The sequence below is a fragment of the Hydrogenophaga sp. UC242_53 genome (genome assembly GCF_042696965.1).
Classification (GTDB): Bacteria; Pseudomonadota; Gammaproteobacteria; order Burkholderiales; family Burkholderiaceae_C; genus Hydrogenophaga.
The window spans coordinates 2,130,410-2,148,955 of record NZ_CP170552.1 but is presented as its reverse complement, the minus strand read 5'-3'; the positions used below and the strand labels follow the sequence as shown (position 1 = coordinate 2,148,955).

At 65.5% G+C, this 18,546-nt stretch carries 21 protein-coding genes; 13 read left to right on the top strand and 8 right to left on the bottom strand.

The features are described from left to right. Positions 1 to 57: 57 nt before the first annotated feature. The 12 genes from mltG to ACFJI0_RS10730 all read left to right on the top strand — a co-directional run bounded on the left by mltG (position 58) and on the right by ACFJI0_RS10730 (position 10,255). Entirely contained in the window at positions 58 to 1,050 is a 993-nt protein-coding gene (gene mltG / locus ACFJI0_RS10785) for an endolytic transglycosylase MltG (protein ID WP_291119500.1), read from the top strand. 31 nt (positions 1,051 to 1,081) lie between these two features. Then, the gene (gene tmk / locus ACFJI0_RS10780) at positions 1,082 to 1,741 is read left to right on the top strand and encodes a dTMP kinase (RefSeq protein WP_382324872.1); all 660 of its coding nucleotides are present in this window, start codon (positions 1,082 to 1,084) and stop codon (positions 1,739 to 1,741) included. Next, positions 1,738 to 2,763, top strand: a complete 1,026-nt coding sequence (locus ACFJI0_RS10775; RefSeq protein WP_382324870.1) for a DNA polymerase III subunit delta' — start codon at positions 1,738 to 1,740, stop codon at positions 2,761 to 2,763. Before tmk ends, ACFJI0_RS10775 begins: the two co-directional genes overlap by 4 nt. Positions 2,764 to 2,818: 55 nt before the next feature. Next, on the top strand, positions 2,819 to 3,190 hold the full coding sequence (locus tag ACFJI0_RS10770; RefSeq protein WP_291119507.1) for a PilZ domain-containing protein: 372 nt from the start codon (positions 2,819 to 2,821) through the stop codon (positions 3,188 to 3,190). A 76-nt stretch (positions 3,191 to 3,266) separates the two neighbouring features. Beyond that, the gene (locus ACFJI0_RS10765) at positions 3,267 to 4,088 is read left to right on the top strand and encodes a TatD family hydrolase (RefSeq protein ID WP_382324868.1); all 822 of its coding nucleotides are present in this window, start codon (positions 3,267 to 3,269) and stop codon (positions 4,086 to 4,088) included. Positions 4,089 to 4,150: 62 nt separating this feature from the next. Next, positions 4,151 to 4,786, top strand: a complete 636-nt coding sequence (locus ACFJI0_RS10760; protein WP_382324866.1) for an ankyrin repeat domain-containing protein — start codon at positions 4,151 to 4,153, stop codon at positions 4,784 to 4,786. Between the two features lie 121 nt (positions 4,787 to 4,907). After that, a complete protein-coding gene (locus tag ACFJI0_RS10755) occupies positions 4,908 to 5,396 on the top strand; it encodes a tripartite tricarboxylate transporter TctB family protein (protein ID WP_382157876.1) in 489 nt (162 codons plus the stop codon). A 16-nt stretch (positions 5,397 to 5,412) separates the two neighbouring features. After that, positions 5,413 to 6,924 (top strand): tripartite tricarboxylate transporter permease, encoded by a 1,512-nt coding sequence (locus tag ACFJI0_RS10750; RefSeq protein ID WP_297394260.1) that lies wholly within the window; start codon positions 5,413 to 5,415, stop codon positions 6,922 to 6,924. A 216-nt stretch (positions 6,925 to 7,140) separates the two neighbouring features. After that, positions 7,141 to 7,896, top strand: coding sequence for a molybdate ABC transporter substrate-binding protein (gene modA / locus ACFJI0_RS10745; RefSeq protein WP_382324863.1), 756 nt, complete (start codon positions 7,141 to 7,143; stop codon positions 7,894 to 7,896). Positions 7,897 to 7,917: 21 nt separating this feature from the next. Further along, positions 7,918 to 8,592, top strand: coding sequence for a molybdate ABC transporter permease subunit (gene modB / locus ACFJI0_RS10740; protein ID WP_382324861.1), 675 nt, complete (start codon positions 7,918 to 7,920; stop codon positions 8,590 to 8,592). Positions 8,593 to 8,671: 79 nt separating this feature from the next. After that, positions 8,672 to 9,367 (top strand): ABC transporter ATP-binding protein, encoded by a 696-nt coding sequence (locus ACFJI0_RS10735; RefSeq protein WP_382325608.1) that lies wholly within the window; start codon positions 8,672 to 8,674, stop codon positions 9,365 to 9,367. Positions 9,368 to 9,430: 63 nt separating this feature from the next. Then, on the top strand, positions 9,431 to 10,255 hold the full coding sequence (locus tag ACFJI0_RS10730; RefSeq protein WP_382324859.1) for a TOBE domain-containing protein: 825 nt from the start codon (positions 9,431 to 9,433) through the stop codon (positions 10,253 to 10,255). Between the two features lie 197 nt (positions 10,256 to 10,452). On the opposite strand, the gene ACFJI0_RS10725 is transcribed toward ACFJI0_RS10730, so the two are convergent. The 8 genes from ACFJI0_RS10725 to ACFJI0_RS10690 all read right to left on the bottom strand — a co-directional run bounded on the left by ACFJI0_RS10725 (position 10,453) and on the right by ACFJI0_RS10690 (position 17,504). Beyond that, positions 10,453 to 10,758 carry a hypothetical protein gene (locus ACFJI0_RS10725; RefSeq protein ID WP_382324856.1) on the bottom strand — a complete coding sequence of 102 codons (306 nt, stop codon included), beginning with the start codon at positions 10,756 to 10,758 and terminating at the stop codon, positions 10,453 to 10,455. A gap of 584 nt (positions 10,759 to 11,342) precedes the next feature. Further along, a complete protein-coding gene (locus ACFJI0_RS10720; protein ID WP_382324858.1) occupies positions 11,343 to 11,867 on the bottom strand; it encodes a VC1465 family Xer recombination activation factor in 525 nt (174 codons plus the stop codon). A gap of 163 nt (positions 11,868 to 12,030) precedes the next feature. Then, positions 12,031 to 12,336: a hypothetical protein gene (locus ACFJI0_RS10715; RefSeq protein ID WP_382324856.1), complete on the bottom strand. Its 306-nt coding sequence runs from the start codon at positions 12,334 to 12,336 to the stop codon at positions 12,031 to 12,033. Between the two features lie 584 nt (positions 12,337 to 12,920). After that, a complete protein-coding gene (locus tag ACFJI0_RS10710) occupies positions 12,921 to 13,445 on the bottom strand; it encodes a VC1465 family Xer recombination activation factor (protein WP_382324858.1) in 525 nt (174 codons plus the stop codon). Between the two features lie 163 nt (positions 13,446 to 13,608). After that, complete coding sequence (locus ACFJI0_RS10705) at positions 13,609 to 13,914, bottom strand: hypothetical protein (RefSeq protein WP_382324856.1); 306 nt, start codon at positions 13,912 to 13,914, stop codon at positions 13,609 to 13,611. Between the two features lie 584 nt (positions 13,915 to 14,498). Further along, complete coding sequence (locus ACFJI0_RS10700; RefSeq protein WP_382324854.1) at positions 14,499 to 15,023, bottom strand: VC1465 family Xer recombination activation factor; 525 nt, start codon at positions 15,021 to 15,023, stop codon at positions 14,499 to 14,501. Positions 15,024 to 15,178: 155 nt separating this feature from the next. Further along, positions 15,179 to 16,024, bottom strand: a complete 846-nt coding sequence (locus ACFJI0_RS10695; protein ID WP_382324852.1) for an alpha/beta fold hydrolase — start codon at positions 16,022 to 16,024, stop codon at positions 15,179 to 15,181. Beyond that, a complete protein-coding gene (locus ACFJI0_RS10690; RefSeq protein ID WP_382324850.1) occupies positions 16,017 to 17,504 on the bottom strand; it encodes a phosphopantetheine-binding protein in 1,488 nt (495 codons plus the stop codon). The genes ACFJI0_RS10695 and ACFJI0_RS10690 overlap by 8 nt, the downstream gene beginning before the upstream one ends. Before the next feature lie 303 nt (positions 17,505 to 17,807). Here ACFJI0_RS10690 and ACFJI0_RS10685 point away from each other — a divergent pair, with 303 nt between their 5' ends. Further along, positions 17,808 to 18,530 carry an alpha/beta fold hydrolase gene (locus ACFJI0_RS10685; protein WP_382324848.1) on the top strand — a complete coding sequence of 241 codons (723 nt, stop codon included), beginning with the start codon at positions 17,808 to 17,810 and terminating at the stop codon, positions 18,528 to 18,530. Positions 18,531 to 18,546: the final 16 nt, after the last annotated feature.

Sequence of the window (18,546 nt, the reverse complement as noted above, 5' to 3'; positions counted from 1 at the left end):
GCCGCCCCTCCACGCCTTGTCCCTGCCGAGCCCAAGCCTGTGATCCGTCTCCTGAAAATGTTGCTGGTTGTGTCCCTGCTGCTGGGCATGCTGCTGGCCGCGGGCGGCATGTGGTGGCTGCAGCAACCGCTGCCCCTGGCGGCAAGCACCTCGGCACAGAACCCGCTGCTCGTCACGATCGAGCCCGGGGCCTCGGCCCAGTCGGTGGCCGACACCCTGCAGGCCTCCGGCGTGAACACACCCTCGCAGTTGCTGTATGCGTGGTTCCGCTTTTCCGGCCAGGCCCGCGACATCAAGGCCGGCACCTACGAAATCGCACCCGGCACCACGCCTCGGGCGCTGCTGTCCAAGCTGGTGCGCGGCGAACAGGCGCTGCGCAGCATCACCCTGCTGGAAGGCTGGAACATCCGCCAGGTGCTGCAGGCCGTGCGCACCTCGCCCGACCTCACGCAGGACATCGAGGGCATGAGCCAGAACGACATCATGGCGCTCATCGGTTACCCGGGCCGGCATCCCGAAGGGCGCTTCTTCCCGGACACCTACCGCGTGGTCACGCGCGCGCCGGCCTCCAGCGTGCTGCGCCAGGCCGCGCAGGCCATGGAGCAGCGCCTGACCCAGGTGTGGGAGCAGCGCGACCCGGCATCGCCGCTGCGCACGCCCGATGAAGCGCTCATCCTGGCCAGCATCGTCGAAAAGGAAACCGGCCTCGAGAGCGACCGCCGGCGCGTCGCGGGGGTGTTCTCCAACCGCCTGCGCATCGGCATGCGGCTGCAGACCGATCCGGCGGTGATCTACGGCCTGGGCGAACGTTTTGACGGCAACCTGCGCCGGGTCGACCTGCAGACCGACACCGCCTACAACACCTACACCCGCGCCGGCCTGCCGCCCACGCCCATCGCCATTCCGGGCATGGCCTCGCTGCTGGCGGCGGTGCGTCCCCAGCCCACCAACGCCATCTATTTCGTCTCGCGCGGCGACGGCTCCAGCCAGTTCAGCGCCACCCTCGAAGAGCACAATGCCGCGGTCCAGCGCTACATCCTGCGCCGCTGATCCCGTGCAGGCGCCCACCCCACTTCCGCACATGCATCCGGCCGGACTCTTCATCACCTTCGAAGGCATCGACGGCGCGGGCAAGTCCACCCACATCGCCTCGCTGGCCGACGCCTTCCGGGCGGCGGGCCGCAGCGTCTCGCTCACCCGCGAGCCCGGTGGCACCCCGCTGGCGGAAAAGCTCCGCGAACTGGTGCTGAACGACGCCATGGACCCGCTGAGCGAGGCCCTGTTGATGTTCGCGGCGCGCCGCGATCACCTGCAACAGGTCATCGAACCCGCCCTGGCGCGGGGTGAGGTGGTGCTGTGCGACCGGTTCACCGACGCCACCTTCGCCTACCAAGGCAGCGGCCGTGGGTTCGACCTCGAGGTCCTGCGGCAGCTGGAGCGCTGGGTTCAGGCGCAGCCTGGCACGGACGCGCTGCGCCACCCCGACCTCACGGTGTGGTTCGACCTGCCGCCCGCCGTGGCCGCGCAGCGCCTGGCCTCCGCCCGCGTGCCCGACCGTTTCGAGTCGCAACCGCAGGCGTTCTTCGAGCGGGTGGCGACGGGCTACGCCCAGCGCATGGAAGGCGCGCCCGAGCGCTTTGCCCGCATCGCGTCCGACCAGCCCAAGGCCGAGGTCTGGCAGCAGGTGCGCCAGGCGTTCGAACAGCGTGGCTGGCTTCAACCCACCGAGGCCCGCGCATGAGCCCGCTCGCACCCTGGCTGCAGAAACAGCTGCGCGGCCTGCTGGCCCAGCGCGGCCACGCCCTGCTGCTGTCCGGCCCGTCGGGCCTGGGCCAGTACGACCTCGCGCTGGCACTGGCCCGCGCCTGGCTGTGCGAGCAGCCGACCCCCGATGGGGCCTGCGGTGTCTGTGGCAGCTGCCATGCGATCGACGTGCGCACCCATGCCGACCTGTGCGCGCTTATGCCTGAGACCCTGAGCCTGGAACTCGGCTGGCCGCTGGACGAGGGCGCGCAGAAAGAAATCGACGACAAGAAGCGCAAGGCCAGCAAGCTCATCCGCGTGGAGGCGGCGCGCGAGGCGGTGGGCTTCACGCAGTTCACGCGCTCGCGCGGCCGCACCAAGGTGATCCTGGTGCACCCGGCCGAGCGCATGAACATCGAGTCGGCCAACACCTTGCTCAAGACGCTGGAAGAACCGGTGGGGGAAGTGCGCTTCGTGCTCTCCACCGAAGCCGCGCACCAGCTGCTGCCCACCATCCGCAGCCGCTGCCAGACCCACAGCATGGTGTGGCCCGAGGAGGCCGAGGCGCTGGACTGGCTGGTGCAACAGGCCACCGACGGCAACAAGGCGGTGGACCGCGCGCAGGCCGCCGTGTGGCTGCAGGCCGCCGGTGGCCGGCCCGACGATGCCCTGGCCTGGGCGGCCACCGGTTTGCAGGGCGCGACCTGGGCGCAACTGCCCCAGGCGTTGGCCCGAGGCGATTGGGGCACCCTCAATGGCTGGCCGCCGGCCCAGCAACTCGCCGTGCTGCAGAAGCTGTGCCACGACCTCATGGCCCGGGCCGCGGGCGCGCCCGCGCGCTTTTTCCAGACCGATCAACTGCCCCCCGCACCCCGCTGGGGCGCGCTGGCGCAGTGGTCGCGCGAGCTCATGAGCGCCGCGCGCTCGGTCGAGCACCCCTACAACGCCGGCCTGATGCAGGAAGCCTGGGCGGCGCGCACCCGGCAGGTGCTGGCCGGCGGGGCGGGGCGCAAGGGCTGACACACGGCCTTAAAACCACCCGCGCGGCAGGGTATTGCCGCTAAACTCGCCAACCATGAGCACCTCCCCCCCTCCATCGGCCGCGGCGGCGCGGCCGAGCGTGATCCAGCTCTCCATCAAGGAAAAGGCGGCGCTGTACGCCGCTTACATCCCCTTGTTCGCCGATGGCGGCATCTTCATCCCTTCTTCGCGCGAATACCGGCTGGGCGATGACGTGTACGTGCTGCTCAGCCTGCCCGACGACCCGCAGCGTTACCCGGTCGCGGGCAAGGTGGCCTGGGTCACTCCCGCCAAGGCCCAGGGGGCCCGCACGCAGGGCGTGGGCATCCGGTTCCCGGCCGACGAGAAGTCGCGCCAGCTCAAATTGAAGATCGAGGAGATCCTGGGCTCCAGCCTCGGTTCCGACCGCGCCACCCAGACACTCTGACACCCCGATTCCCGGTCAGCCGATGCGGCGCACAATGCGGTGCCCATCGGCTTTTTCGTGCCGGCACCTTTTCCGTATGTTCACCGACTCCCACTGCCACCTCAGCTTTCCCGAGCTCCGGGCCCAACTGCCCGGCATCCTCGACGCCATGTCGCAAGCCCAGGTCGACCGGGCCCTGTGCATCTGCACCACGCTGGAAGAATTCGAAGACGTCTACAGCCTCGCCCGCGACCACGACCACCTCTGGTCCACCGTGGGCGTGCATCCCGACAGCGACGAAGTGCAGGAGCCCACGCTCGAGGACCTGCTGGAACGCGCGGCCCGCCCGCGGGTGGTGGGCATCGGTGAAACCGGGCTGGACTACTACCGCCTGGGCGACCGCACGGTGGCCGACATGGAGTGGCAGCGCGAGCGGTTTCGCGTCCACATCCGCGCCGCCCGCCAGACCGCGCTGCCCTTGGTGATCCACACCCGCAGCGCGTCCGACGACACAGTGGCGATCCTGCGCGAGGAGGGCGGTTTCGCCTCCGACACCGCCGCCGGGCTGGCGCCGGCAAAGGGGGTCTTTCACTGCTTCACCGAAAGCATGTCGGTGGCCCGTGCCGCGCTCGACCTTGGCTTCTTCATTTCTTTCTCCGGCATCCTGACGTTTCGCACCGCGGCCGATCTGCGCGAGGTGGCCGCCTATGTGCCGCTGGACCGCACCCTCATCGAGACCGACAGCCCCTACCTCGCACCCGTGCCCTACCGCGGCAAGACGAACACGCCGGCTTACGTGCCCTGGGTCGCCAAGCAGGTCGCCGAGCTCAAGGGACTCAGCGTGGAGGCCGTGGCCGAAGCCACCAGCCGCAATTTCGAGCAGCTGTTTGACCAGGTGACCGCCACGCCATTGGCATAAAAATCCTCATCCAATACATGAGAAATATTAAAAAACACCTTGTTTTTAAATGGATCGCTGGCTTGATCCTGGCATGCACGGGTTCGGCCTGGGCCAACTCGTTCGACGACTTCTTCATCGCCATCGCGAAAGACGACGTCGCGACCGTGCGGCAGCTCGGGCAGCGGGGTTTCGACCTGAACACCCGCAACGCCGCGGGCGAACACGCCTTGTACCTTGCGATTCGCGGCGACGCGCCGCAGGTGACCGACTTTCTGCTGAGCCAGAACAAGGTGGACGTGGAAGCTCGCACCAGCAAGGACGAGAGCCCCCTGATGATCGCGGCGATCAAGGGCCAGCTGGATCTGGCGAAACGGCTGATCGCGCGCAAGGCCGAGGTCAACAAGCCGGGCTGGACGCCCTTGCACTACGCCGCCAGCCACGGCGGCGACAACAGCGCGGCCATGGTGCGCCTGCTGCTCGAACACCACGCCTACATCGACGCCGAGTCGCCCAACAAGACCACGCCCCTCATGATGGCCGCCCAATACGGCAGCGCGGGCGTGGTCAAGCTGTTGCTGGAGGAGGGCGCCGACCCCCTGCTCAGGAACGAACGGGGACTGACCGCGATTGATTTCGCGCGGCAGGCGAATCGGCAGGCTTCCGCCGATATCATTGCGGCCTTTGTGCGCGCCCAGCAGCCCAAAGGCAAGTGGTGAAGCCAGGCCTGCGACCCGCAGGCCTCTGGTCGAACTGGCCTGGAGTAGGTGTAACCCACATGCGCCAAATGGCGCGGCCGCATCAAAATCGCCCCCGACACCCACAAATTGAGGAGACGCCGTGAAATTGGCAAGCCAAAAGGACTTTTTCTCTGGACTCATGTTCACCATCGTTGGCATCACGTTTGCCATCGGAGCGACCAACTTCACGGTTGGCAGCGCGGCGCGCATGGGCCCAGGCTACTTCCCACTGTTGCTAGGCATCGTCCTGGCGGGGCTGGGAGTGATCGTGACGCTGCAGTCATTCAAGAGCAAGGCCATCGATGGTGACCCCATCGGCAGCATTGCCTGGCGCCCCCTGGGCTTCATCATCGGCGCCAACCTGGCTTTCGGCATCCTGCTCGTCGGCCTGCCAAGCGTGGGCCTTCCCGCCTTCGGCCTGATCGTCGCGATCTACGCACTGGTCCTCATCGCCGGCTACGCGCGCCCCAACTCCAGCCTCAAGGAGTCGGTGATCCTCGCGACCATCCTTGCCGTTGGCAGCTACGGCGCCTTTGTCTACGCATTGAATCTGCAGTTCCCGGTGTGGCCTGCGTTCCTGACCGCCTGATCCGGAGACTCTTTTCATGGAACTTTTTGACCATCTGGCGCTGGGCTTCGGCGTCGCCTTCACTTTCCAGAACATCCTCTACGCCCTGGTGGGTTGCCTGCTGGGCACCCTGATCGGCGTGCTGCCCGGCATCGGCCCGGTCGCCACCATCGCCATGCTGCTGCCCGCCACCTACGGCCTGCCGCCCGTGGCCGCACTGATCATGCTGGCCGGTATCTACTACGGCGCGCAGTACGGCGGCTCCACCACGGCCATTCTGGTCAACCTGCCGGGCGAGTCGTCTTCGGTGGTGACCGTGATCGACGGCCACCAGATGGCGAAGAAGGGCCGGGCAGGCCCCGCGCTGGCCGCCGCTGGTCTGGGTTCGTTCTTCGCGGGTTGCGTCGGCACCTTGGTGCTGGCCGCGTTCGCGCCGCCGCTGACCGAGGTGGCCCTGAGCTTCGGCCCCGCCGAGTACTTCTCGCTCATGATCGTGGGTCTGATCGGCGCCGTGGTGCTGGCTTCGGGTTCGCTCGTCAAGGCGCTGGCCATGATCGTGCTGGGCCTGCTGCTGGGCTTGGTGGGCACCGACGTGAACTCGGGCGTGGCCCGCTTCAGCTTCGACGTGCCTGAACTCACCGACGGCATCAGCTTCGTCGTGATCGCCATGGGCGTGTTCGGCTACGGCGAAATCATCCACAACCTGTCCCACCCCGAAGGCGAGCGCCAGGTGTTCACCGACAAGGTGCACGGCCTGATGCCCACCAAGGAAGACTTCAAGCACATGCTGCCGGCCGTTTTGCGTGGCACGGCCCTGGGTTCCGCGCTGGGCATCCTGCCTGGCGGTGGTGCGCTGCTGTCGGCTTTCGCCGCCTACACGATCGAGAAGAAGGTCAAGCTCAAGCCCGGTGAGATCCCGTTCGGCAAGGGCAACATCCGTGGCGTGGCCGGCCCCGAGTCCGCCAACAACGCCGGCGCGCAGACCTCGTTCATCCCGCTGCTCACGCTGGGCATTCCGCCCAACGCCGTGATGGCGCTGATGGTCGGTGCCATGACCATTCACAACATCCAGCCGGGCCCGCAGGTCATGACCAGCAACCCGGAACTGTTCTGGGGTCTGATCGCTTCCATGTGGATCGGCAACGCCATGCTGATCATCTTGAACCTGCCGCTGATCGGCATGTGGATCAAGCTGCTGGCCGTGCCTTACCGCTGGCTGTTCCCGGCCATCGTGCTGTTCTGCGCGATCGGTGTGTACTCGACCAACAACAACAGCTTCGACATCTGGATGGTGGCGCTGTTCGGCGTGATCGGCTACATCTTCATCAAGCTCGGTTGCGAGCCGGCGCCCTTGCTGCTCGGCTTCATCCTGGGCCCGATGATGGAGGAGTACCTGCGCCGCGCCCTGCTGATCTCGCGTGGCGACTGGTCGGTCTTCGTGACCCGCCCGATCTCCGCCTCCTTGCTGGCCGTGGCCGTGGCCTTGCTGCTCATCGTGCTGCTGCCATCGATCAAGAAAAAACGCGAAGAAGCCTTCGTCGAGGACTGAAGCGCCGGGCGCATCGCGCGCCCAATCTCTTCACCAAGCCCGGGCCGCTGCAAAGTGGCCCGGGCTTTTTTTCGCCTTGATCTTCGTTCGAAAGGTAGATGTTGATACTTCGATAGGCTCGTCATATTTCCTTTGAAAATCAAACTCATGCAGAAAAATATGCGCATCGCTGTATATACTTTGATATTGCGATCCACCACCTTCCATGAGATGCCCATGAAAACCTTCGCCACCCGCTCTCTGGCCTTCGCTCTGGCCGCCGGCTTTGCCTTCGCCTCGCACGCGGCCGACGTCACGGTCTCGGCCGCGGCCAGCCTGACTAACGCCTTCCGCGAAATCGCGCCCCTGTTCGAATCGGCGAATCCGGGCACCAAGGTGCAACTCAACTTCGCCGCTTCGGGCGCCTTGCTGCAGCAAATCGCCAAGGGCGCGCCGGCCGATGTCTTTGCCAGCGCCGACCAGGAAACCATGGACCAGGCCCAAACCCAGGGTCTGGTGAAGGAAGCCCAGCGCCGCAACTTCGTGTCCAACGCCCTGGTGGTCATCGTGCCCAGCGCCAGCGCCAACGTGCCGAAATCGACCAACGATCTCACCCAGCCGGCCTATGCCCGCATCGCCATCGGCCTTCCCGCCAGCGTGCCGGTGGGCCGCTACACCAAGAGCGTGCTGGAAGGCGCCAACCTCTGGGGCGCGATCGAGCCCAAGATGATCGGCGCCACCAACGTGCGCCAGGCCCTGGACTACGTGGCGCGAGGGGAGGTCGATGCCGGCTTCGTCTATTCGACGGACGCCGCCATCATGTTGGACAAGGTGAAGGTCGCGCTCACGGTGCCGACCCCCAAGCCGATCCTGTACCCCGTGGCACCACTGCCCGCCGGCCCCAATGCCGCGCAGGGTGAGAAGTTCGTCGACTTCCTGTTCACCCCGCCGGCCCAGGCCATCCTCAGCAAGTACGGCTTCGGCAAGCCCTGATTTCGAGAACCGGAACGCCCCGTGGCCGAAGCCTGGATACCCCTCGCACTCACCCTCAAGGTGGCGGGCTGGGCCACCGCCATCAACCTGCTGCTCGGTGTCGGTGTCGGCTACGCGCTGGCGCGCTGGCGCTTCCCCGGCCGTGAGGTGGTGGACGCCGCGCTGACGCTGCCCATGGTGATGCCACCGACGGTGCTGGGCTACTACCTGCTGGTGGTCATCGGCACCCACGGCGTGCTGGGTACCTGGCTGCTCGAACACTTCGGCCTGCGTCTCATCTTCACGGTGCCGGCCGCCATCATCGCGGCCACCATCGTGTCTTTCCCCCTGGTGTTCAAGGCCGCGCGCGCGGCTTTCGAAACGGTGGACCCGCAACTGGAGGATGCGGCCCGCACCCTCGGCATCAACGAGTGGGCGGTGTTCTTCCGGGTGTCGTTGCCTCTGGCGTGGCGCGGCATTCTCGCGGGCCTGCTGCTGTCGTTCGCCCGGGCGCTGGGTGAGTTCGGCGCCACGCTGATGGTGGCCGGCAGCATCGCGGGCAAGACGCAGACCCTGTCCATCGCCGTCTACGAAGCGGTGCAGGCCGGCCAGGATCACACCGCGAACTTCCTCGTGGCGGTGACCTCGATCACCTGCATGGTGGTGCTGCTGAGCGCGGGCCGCCTGGTGCCGGGCCGCGTGGCCGCGCGGGCTTGAGATGTACCGGGACAACACGCTTCCTCTGGCCATGGCATCCTCTCGCATGGATGGCGATACCGATGCAAAGGCTCCGGCCATGGTCTGGGATGTGAGGCTGCGCAAGCTCCTGCGGCAAGGAGGCTCGCAGTTCGAGCTCGATGTGAGCTTCCAGACCTCGGCCCAGCGCGTGGTGATTTTTGGCCCATCGGGGGCCGGCAAAACCCAGACGCTGCGCATGATCGCGGGCCTTGGAACACCGGACGAGGCGAGGGTGGTGGTGGCTGGGCAGGTGCTCTGCGACACCGCCCGGGGCATGGTCGCCACGCCACAGGAACGGCATCTCGCCTACGTGTTCCAGGAATACGCACTCTTTCCCCACCTGACCGTCGTCCAGAACGTGGCCTTCGCCTTGCGCCGGGGTTGGAAGAACCCGAACAAGGCCATCGCGGACGAAAGCGTGCAGCGCTGGATTTCGACGTTCCACCTGGAATCGGTGGCGGGTCACTATCCCCACCAGATTTCCGGCGGGCAGCGACAGCGCACCGCGCTGGCCCGGGCCTTGGTCACCAACCCGCGCGCCTTGCTGCTGGACGAACCGTTCGCGGCCCTGGACAAGGGACTTCGGCGGCGCCTGAGAGACGAACTCAAGGCGCTGCAGATGCAGATCCAGCTGCCGATGCTGCTGATCACCCACGACGACGACGACGTGAACTGCCTGGCGGAGCAGGTGATCTGCATCGACGGGGGCAAAGTCGTCGAGAGCCCCGGAACGCCACCGGAACTGCGCGAGTAGCCGCGCCTGTGACTGCTATGCTCAAAATCTGGTCAAGACGGCGGACAACAAGCGGGAACGGGCATGGTGACAAGAAGGCGCAAAGGCGGCGATCGGCTGGATGTCCGCGGATCGATCTGGATCTCGGTCGGTGGAGACAGCCTGGGTGGGCATGGGCGGGTGGCCTTGCTGCGCGCCGTCGACCAGCACGGCTCCATCACACAGGCCGCCAAGGCCTTCGGCATGAGCTACAAGGCCGCCTGGGATGCCATCAACAAGATGAACGCGCTGTCTCGAACGCCCCTGATCGAGCGCGCCGTCGGGGGCAGAGGAGGTGGGTCCACTCACTTGACCGAGCATGGCCGGAAGTTGATCGAGCGCTATGAACAGGTAGACGCCATTCACCAACGTTTTGTCGAACTTCTGGACCAGGGCTCGATGGACCTGGATCAGGAATTCTCCCTTTTGAAGGTACTGAACATGAAGACCAGCGCGCGCAACCAATGGATGGGAAAAGTCACGGCCGTGCGCTCGGGCGCGGTCAACGATGAGGTCGAAGTGACCTTGCCTGGTGGACAGCGGCTCGCGGCCATCATCACCCGGGAAAGCACACAAGCCCTGGGACTCAAGACCGAGCAGGCGGTGATCGCGCTGGTGAAAGCATCGTCTGTGCTGCTGGCCACCGACCTGCAAGGCGCCAAGATTTCGGCGCGCAACCGCATCGAAGGCAAGTTGCACGCGCTGACGCCGGGCGCGGTGAACGCGGAAGTCACTCTCAAGACCGAGGATGGCCTGGAGGTCGTGGCGATCGTCACGCAAGGCGCTGTCGCCGAACTTGCGCTGACACCAGGCGCCTCCGCAACGGCGCTGGTGAAAGCGTCGGATGTGATTCTGGCTGTCGCGAGCTGAGCTCGGGGCGGGACCGTTTTCAGCCCGAGACAGAGTCCTCGGGGGACCTGAGACGCTGGGTTTCAGATATCCTTTACACATTCTACGATGTATATCGCGAGCTAATTGATTTGGTCATGATAGCGAATTTCCTGCAATCGGGAGGCAAATAAATACCGCTTATCAAGCCGCGAGGGACTTAATTGGCGGTAACTGAGTTACGTCCGCGACTGGTCGGATTGGCGATCAAGCACCCTTGTCGCCATGGGGGCCACGGCCCCCATACCCCCTTTTGCTGCGAACGAATCGAGATCGCGCAGATAGGGCAGCGCAGTGACGTGGACCTCGCTCATGTACGCGTGAGCCTCAAGCTCAACCCTGTCAACAAGACGCCCCACAGTCAGGAGCCATGCCTGCTCTTCCTCAACATCGAGGGTTCGGCACAACTTGATCAACTGCACCAATTCACGCAGGGACTCTTCAAATTGGTTACCCGCTTTGGTAATAACATCGGCCATAGCCATTTCGTAACTCCATTTCAGTTCGGTTTGGTCAGAGACGCCCGGGCCTGCCTGCCTGGGCGTTCTCGCTTGTGAACGCCTACGAGAGGGCTTTGGTAGACCTCCCGCCGAAGACCTGCTGCAGCGCCTCATAGGCGCCGGGCGCAAATGCAGGCACAGGCACCGGCCATGCTGGGCCGTACACGAACCCCGCATCTTCCTGGTCAGCACGGCCGCGATTGGCACGCGAGCGCGCGACGTAAGCGCGGTTTCGAGCTCGGCGCTGTTGCTCTGTCATGGGCTCACGAATGGCCATCACTGACCACCTTTCAAGACAGTGCCCAGGCGGCGCGGCCGCCTAGGCGAGTAGCCGGCCCTGGCATAGCCAGAGACCGGCCCGCGCGCGCCGGGCTTGAGCCGCACAGGCGTCGGAATCCACCAGGTGCTGTCCTGGGCAGGGTGAGCGCCCTCAATACGGCCATCGCGCAGGAGCTTTGACGCACGCTGCCTGGAGACCCCGAGGAGGGCGCCCACCGAGGTCACCGAGAGCCGGGCCTGAGACCCCATGGAACTCAGGATTTCGGGTGCAACAGTTCTTGCAACAGTTATTAGCTTGGCCATTTGCCCCCCTGATCGGCCCGGAACCCGCGCCGTTGCTTGCTTCGGCACCAGCGACACGCCTGTTTTGCAGTGTCATCCATGAGACTAAAGTGACGTGTTACTAGCACGTCACGCCCTCCGGGCCGGTCGGAGCCTCGGTCGCGGCAAGCCGCTGCCCGGTCTCCGTCCGGCCCTGCGGCAGCACGGAGGGCCGTATTCGCCTCATAGAGCGTTTTGAACGACCGGGCTTGCCGCACCAGCAGACCCCACCAAACGAAGTCCTGTGGGCGCAATTCATGGCCTTCAGGGGTGTACAACCGGCCAGCGCTCAGGTGCCAGCCGTTCCAGGCGTCGCCGGGCAGCTCGTAGTGCAGCTGGACGCGCAGCAGCTTGTAGGCCGCGAACGGGATACGCACACGGCCAGAGATCCACTGGTGAACCGTGCGCGTGCTGACCTGCAGAAAGTGCGCAGCGTCGGCCACAGAAAACCCGAGCTGGCTGTACATGGCCTTGAAGCGGAGGGCTTGTTCCATGCGGGCTTCAGGGCTGCAGGGCCGTTTCCTAGGTGGTGGGTTGATCTTCCACGATGTATATCGCGAGCTAATTGATTTGGTCATGATAGCGAATTTCCTGCAATCGGGAGGCAAATAAATACCGCTTATCAAGCCGCGAGGGACTTAATTGGCGGTAACTGAGTTACGTCCGCGACTGGTCGGATTGGCGATCAAGCACCCTTGTCGCCATGGGGGCCACGGCCCCCATACCCCCTTTTGCTGCGAACGAATCGAGATCGCGCAGATAGGGCAGCGCAGTGACGTGGACCTCGCTCATGTACGCGTGAGCCTCAAGCTCAACCCTGTCAACAAGACGCCCCACAGTCAGGAGCCATGCCTGCTCTTCCTCAACATCGAGGGTTCGGCACAACTTGATCAACTGCACCAATTCACGCAGGGACTCTTCAAATTGGTTACCCGCTTTGGTAATAACATCGGCCATAGCCATTTCGTAACTCCATTTCAGTTCGGTTTGGTCAGAGACGCCCGGGCCTGCCTGCCTGGGCGTTCTCGCTTGTGAACGCCTACGAGAGGGCTTTGGTAGACCTCCCGCCGAAGACCTGCTGCAGCGCCTCATAGGCGCCGGGCGCAAATGCAGGCACAGGCACCGGCCATGCTGGGCCGTACACGAACCCCGCATCTTCCTGGTCAGCACGGCCGCGATTGGCACGCGAGCGCGCGACGTAAGCGCGGTTTCGAGCTCGGCGCTGTTGCTCTGTCATGGGCTCACGAATGGCCATCACTGACCACCTTTCAAGACAGTGCCCAGGCGGCGCGGCCGCCTAGGCGAGTAGCCGGCCCTGGCATAGCCAGAGACCGGCCCGCGCGCGCCGGGCTTGAGCCGCACAGGCGTCGGAATCCACCAGGTGCTGTCCTGGGCAGGGTGAGCGCCCTCAATACGGCCATCGCGCAGGAGCTTTGACGCACGCTGCCTGGAGACCCCGAGGAGGGCGCCCACCGAGGTCACCGAGAGCCGGGCCTGAGACCCCATGGAACTCAGGATTTCGGGTGCAACAGTTCTTGCAACAGTTATTAGCTTGGCCATTTGCCCCCCTGATCGGCCCGGAACCCGCGCCGTTGCTTGCTTCGGCACCAGCGACACGCCTGTTTTGCAGTGTCATCCATGAGACTAAAGTGACGTGTTACTAGCACGTCACGCCCTCCGGGCCGGTCGGAGCCTCGGTCGCGGCAAGCCGCTGCCCGGTCTCCGTCCGGCCCTGCGGCAGCACGGAGGGCCGTATTCGCCTCATAGAGCGTTTTGAACGACCGGGCTTGCCGCACCAGCAGACCCCACCAAACGAAGTCCTGTGGGCGCAATTCATGGCCTTCAGGGGTGTACAACCGGCCAGCGCTCAGGTGCCAGCCGTTCCAGGCGTCGCCGGGCAGCTCGTAGTGCAGCTGGACGCGCAGCAGCTTGTAGGCCGCGAACGGGATACGCACACGGCCAGAGATCCACTGGTGAACCGTGCGCGTGCTGACCTGCAGAAAGTGCGCAGCGTCGGCCACAGAAAACCCGAGCTGGCTGTACATGGCCTTGAAGCGGAGGGCTTGTTCCATGCGGGCTTCAGGGCTGCAGGGCCGTTTCCTAGGTGGTGGGTTGATCTTCCACGATGTATATCGCGAGCTAATTGATTTGGTCATGATAGCGAATTTCCTGCAATCGGGAGGCAAATAAATACCGCTTATCAAGCCGCGAGGGACTTAATTGGCGGTAACTGAGTTACGTCCGCGACTGGTCGGATTGGCGATCAAGCACCCTTGTCGCCATGGGGGCCACGGCCCCCATACCCCCTTTTGCTGCGAACGAATCGAGATCGCGCAGATAGGGCAGCGCAGTGACGTGGACCTCGCTCATGTACGCGTGAGCCTCAAGCTCAACCCTGTCAACAAGACGCCCCACAGTCAGGAGCCATGCCTGCTCTTCCTCAACATCGAGGGTTCGGCACAACTTGATCAACTGCACCAATTCACGCAGGGACTCTTCAAATTGGTTACCCGCTTTGGTAATAACATCGGCCATAGCCATTTCGTAACTCCATTTCAGTTCGGTTTGGTCAGAGACGCCCGGGCCTGCCTGCCTGGGCGTTCTCGCTTGTGAACGCCTACGAGAGGGCTTTGGTAGACCTCCCGCCGAAGACCTGCTGCAGCGCCTCATAGGCGCCGGGCGCAAATGCAGGCACAGGCACCGGCCATGCTGGGCCGTACACGAACCCCGCATCTTCCTGGTCAGCACGGCCGCGATTGGCACGCGAGCGCGCGACGTAAGCGCGGTTTCGAGCTCGGCGCTGTTGCTCTGTCATGGGCTCACGAATGGCCATCACTGACCACCTTTCAAGACAGTGCCCAGGCGGCGCGGCCGCCTAGGCGAGTAGCCGGCCCTGGCATAGCCAGAGACCGGCCCGCGCGCGCCGGGCTTGAGCCGCACAGGCGTCGGAATCCACCAGGTGCTGTCCTGGGCAGGGTGAGCGCCCTCAATACGGCCATCGCGCAGGAGCTTTGACGCACGCTGCCTGGAGACCCCGAGGAGGGCGCCCACCGAGGTCACCGAGAGCCGGGCCTGAGACCCCATGGAACTCAGGATTTCGGGTGCAACAGTTCTTGCAACAGTTATTAGCTTGGCCATTCGCCCCCCTGATCGGCCCGGAACCCGCGCCGTTGCTTGCTTCGGCACCAGCGACACGCCTGTTTTGCAGTGTCATCCATGAGACTAAAGTGACGTGTTACTAGCACGTCACGCCCTCCGGGCCGGTCGGAGCCTCGGTCGCGGCAAGCCGCTGCCCGGTCTCCGTCCGGCCCTGCGGCAGCACGGAGGGCCGTATTCGCCTCATAGAGCGTTTTGAACGACCGGGCTTGCCGCACCAGCAGACCCCACCAAACGAAGTCCTGTGGGCGCAATTCATGGCCTTCAGGGGTGTACAACCGGCCAGCGCTCAGGTGCCAGCCGTTCCAGGCGTCGCCGGGCAGCTCGTAGTGCAGCTGGACGCGCAGCAGCTTGTAGGCCGCGAACGGGATACGCACACGGCCAGAGATCCACTGGTGAACCGTGCGCGTGCTGACCTGCAGAAAGTGCGCAGCGTCGGCCACAGAAAACCCGAGCTGGCTGTACATGGCCTTGAAGCGGAGGGCTTGTTCCATGCGGGCTTCAGGGCTGCAGGGCCGTTTCCTAGGTGGTGGGTTGATCTTCCACGATGTATATTATGTCAAATTAAAAAGATCGAGACAGCCCTCTTGGCCTACACCCCGAAAGACGCAGTGCCGTCGAGCACGGCCTGACGCACGGCTGCAGCGTCTCAGTCAGCATCAAGGCCACGGAGCCAATCGGCCAGGCTGTGGATCAAATGCTGCTGAGCCGCCAGTGTCGTGGCGGTGTGATCGGCCTGCGGCAGGTACTCGCACCGCACGCGTTCGACGAAGTCGAACTCGCTGAAGGCGTCGCGCCATTGCGCCGGGTAGTTGAAGTGCCAGCGCATGCTGCCGGAGTAAACGACACACACAGCCACACCGCGATCGACAAGCGCCTGGACGTCGAGGGCGAAGACTTCACGCGGCGGAGGGTCTCGGCCAAAGTCCCACAACTCCTGCGTCATCGATTGGTCGGCCACGTTTCTGAAGGCCCGCGCGGCGCGCCTGACGAGCTTTCGCGTCCACGATCGGAGGGCGCGCAGCGGCGCCTCGCGCAGCTGGCCGGTGTAGCGATTCCACCTTGTCCTGGCCGTGGGATAGGCGTAACCGTCGAGCATCCAGAGGGCCGCCACCCGGTGGTCCGCCAGGGCCGCCGCCAGGCCGTTGTAGGCACCGGAGCAAATGCCCGCAATGGCGAATTTCTCGACCTTGCAAAGGCGCTGGAAATGGTCCATGGTCGCCTGAAGGTCCGTTACGGCCTGTTGTTCATAAGGCAGGGCTTCGTCCGGCGTGCCGCTGTCGCCCTGACCCGAGAGGTCCATGCGCAAAGTGGCCCAGCCCTCCCTGGCGAGCGCTCGGGCAAGCTTGGCGTTGAAGCGGTGCGGGCCCATGCGGTGAATGATGCCGACATTGAGCAGCACGACGCCCATGCGCGCAGGCCGTTCGCCAGGGGGCAGCGTCAGCGTGGCGCTCAGGTGCCGCCGGGAACCGTAGCTGAAGGAGACTTCATTCAAATGGGCCTCCCCTGAGCAGCGCGGCAAGAAGGTTCAGCGCGTCGGCGGGAACCAGCGCGGTGTTGAAGGCCTCCTCCGAGGTCCAGTCGAAGTTGAGGCTTAACGCCTGGCGCTGCACGTCGACCCCCCTGCCCTGCAGGACGGCGGCCCACCCGCCGGCGCCAGCGGTTTGCCGCCCCGGCGCGACCACCACGACGCGGCGGGCCCGCGCACGCTCGTAGTCGGCGGGCTCCACGGCGCGCAACTGCTCCAACAGGCGCCGACTCACGCCAAAGCCCAGGATCTCTTCATCGCCCGCGAGCGCGCCGCCGTCTGGCAGGTTGGCGACCGTCGACGCATGCACAGCCTGCAGGTGCTCGACATAGCGCGCTCCGGAGATGACCGGCTCCCAGAGCACGAGTTGCCGCGGTGCCTGCGGCGCCAGCGCCGAGGCCCGCACCGCCAGGGCGCTGGCCAGGCGCGGTGCAACCCAGTCCACTTCGTGCACGTCAGCTCGCTGGCGCAGCATTGCGTCGGCGGCCACCACATCCTGGACCCATCGATCGAGATCGGCTTCGTGGTCCTCGCCCAGCGATTCCCCACTGGCGTGGTAGTCGAACCGAAGGCAGGCCACGCCGGCGCGCGCCAGGCGATCGGCCAGCACGCAGAAAAAACGATGAATGCGCACCGCTTCCTGGCCAAAGGGATTGCAGAAGAGCACGGCGCGAGGGCGCGCACCGCGCACGCCACTGGGATGGAAGACGCCATAAAGGGACGACGCAGGGTGACCAAAGCGCAGGGTGGTCATGCCCTCCCCGTTCTCGGCGTGCGACCCGGCCTGCACTTCGGCCGCAGGGGAAGCGTCGGGCGCGGCAGCGGCCGATTCGATCGCGATACCAGCGGCGATCTGGCTGAGCGATTCAAAGATCAGGCGGCTGATCGCGATCTTCTCGCCGGTGATGTGCTGCATCCCCTGGACGGCGCGCAGGGCGAGCAGCGAGTGGCCGCCGAGGTTGAAGAAGTTGTCGTTGCGCCCGACCCGCTCGATGTTCAGCAGGCGCGCCCAGACGGCGGCGATCGCCAGCTCGGTGGCGTTCGCTGGCACGGCAAAGCCCACATGGGTCGCGCGCGGGTCTTCCAGCTCGAGGCGTTGGCCGCGCACCACGACCGGGCGGTCCACCATGGCGCGTTGCACCGCGTCGACGCGCGCGGCCTCGGTGGCCGCGGGCGGGCTGCCTTCGTTGGCGGTGACGACCGGGGCCGCGGACGCGAGGGTAGGCACGACCATGGGGGCCACGCTGCCCGACAGCAGTGCCAACTGCTGCGCCATCAACTGAATCTGCTGCTGGATCAGCTGGTGAACCGGGCTGCCGCCCTGGACCGCAGGCACGAGCACCTGCGCCATGCGCATGGCCTCACTGGCGATCTCCGCGACCGGCTGGCCGGCCGCGTCGCGGAAGACCCGCTGGAGTTCGGCTTCGAAGAGGGGGGCGCGGATCATGAGGATGGTGGACAGCTCGGGAGTTGGTCGCAAGGGTGAGGGCAGCACTGCGCTCGGCGCATCGGGTGAACGGGGCAAACGGGGTGCCCGGCAGGCACCGTGAGCACGAAGCCAGAGCGGGATGCCTGTTGTCGCGCTCGATGGTTCTGTTTGACAAAACGATATTCTTTCAAGCAGAATTGAATGCCATCCCATTCACGCATCGGAAAGCCCATCAGCCCCGCAAGCGGCGGACACGTCAGAGCCAACGGCATCCGCCAGCACTACCTGCACTTTCCGGGTGAAGGGCGGCCGGTCGTCATCGTGCCCGGCATCGTGAGCCCCGCCGTGCTCTGGACACACGTGGCTGAGCGGCTGGCGCCGCGTTTCGACTGCCACGTGCTGGACGTGCGAGGTCGCGGCCTGTCCGAGTCCGGCGCGCATCTGGACTATGGCGTGGGTGCGTGCGCACAGGATTTGATTGCTTTCGTGGAAGCGCTCGGCCTGACGCCAGAACCCATCGTCATAGGCCACTCGATGGGCGCGCGCATCGCTTTGCGGGCCGCCGCACTGGCCGCCGGGCGGCTGCATTCCCTGGTCCTTCTGGACCCCCCCACCAGCGGCCCTGGCCGCCGCCCCTACCCCGTGCCGCTGGCGCGCACGCTGGCGCTGCTCCGTGCGGCGCAGCGCGGTGAAGCGGCCGCGGCATTGCGCGCGAGCACGGCGACGCCCTGGCCCGAAGCGCTGCAGCAACTGCGTGCCGAGTGGCTGTCCACCTGCGACGAGCGCGCGGTCTTCGTCGCCAGCGAGGATTTCCATGGCCAGGACATGTTCGCCGACCTCGCCCGAACCGACCTGCCCATCTCGCTGATCTGCGCGGGCGAAGGCGGTGTGGTCGCCGATGCCGATGTGGACGACATGCGCAGCCGGCGCCCCGACCTTCACGCCGTGCGCCTCGAGGGCGTCGGTCACCAGATGCAGGCCGAGAGCCCGGAGGCTTTCTGCCACCTGCTGAGTGAAACCCTGGAACGCCACGATCGATCGTGATCACAAGGAGAGAACA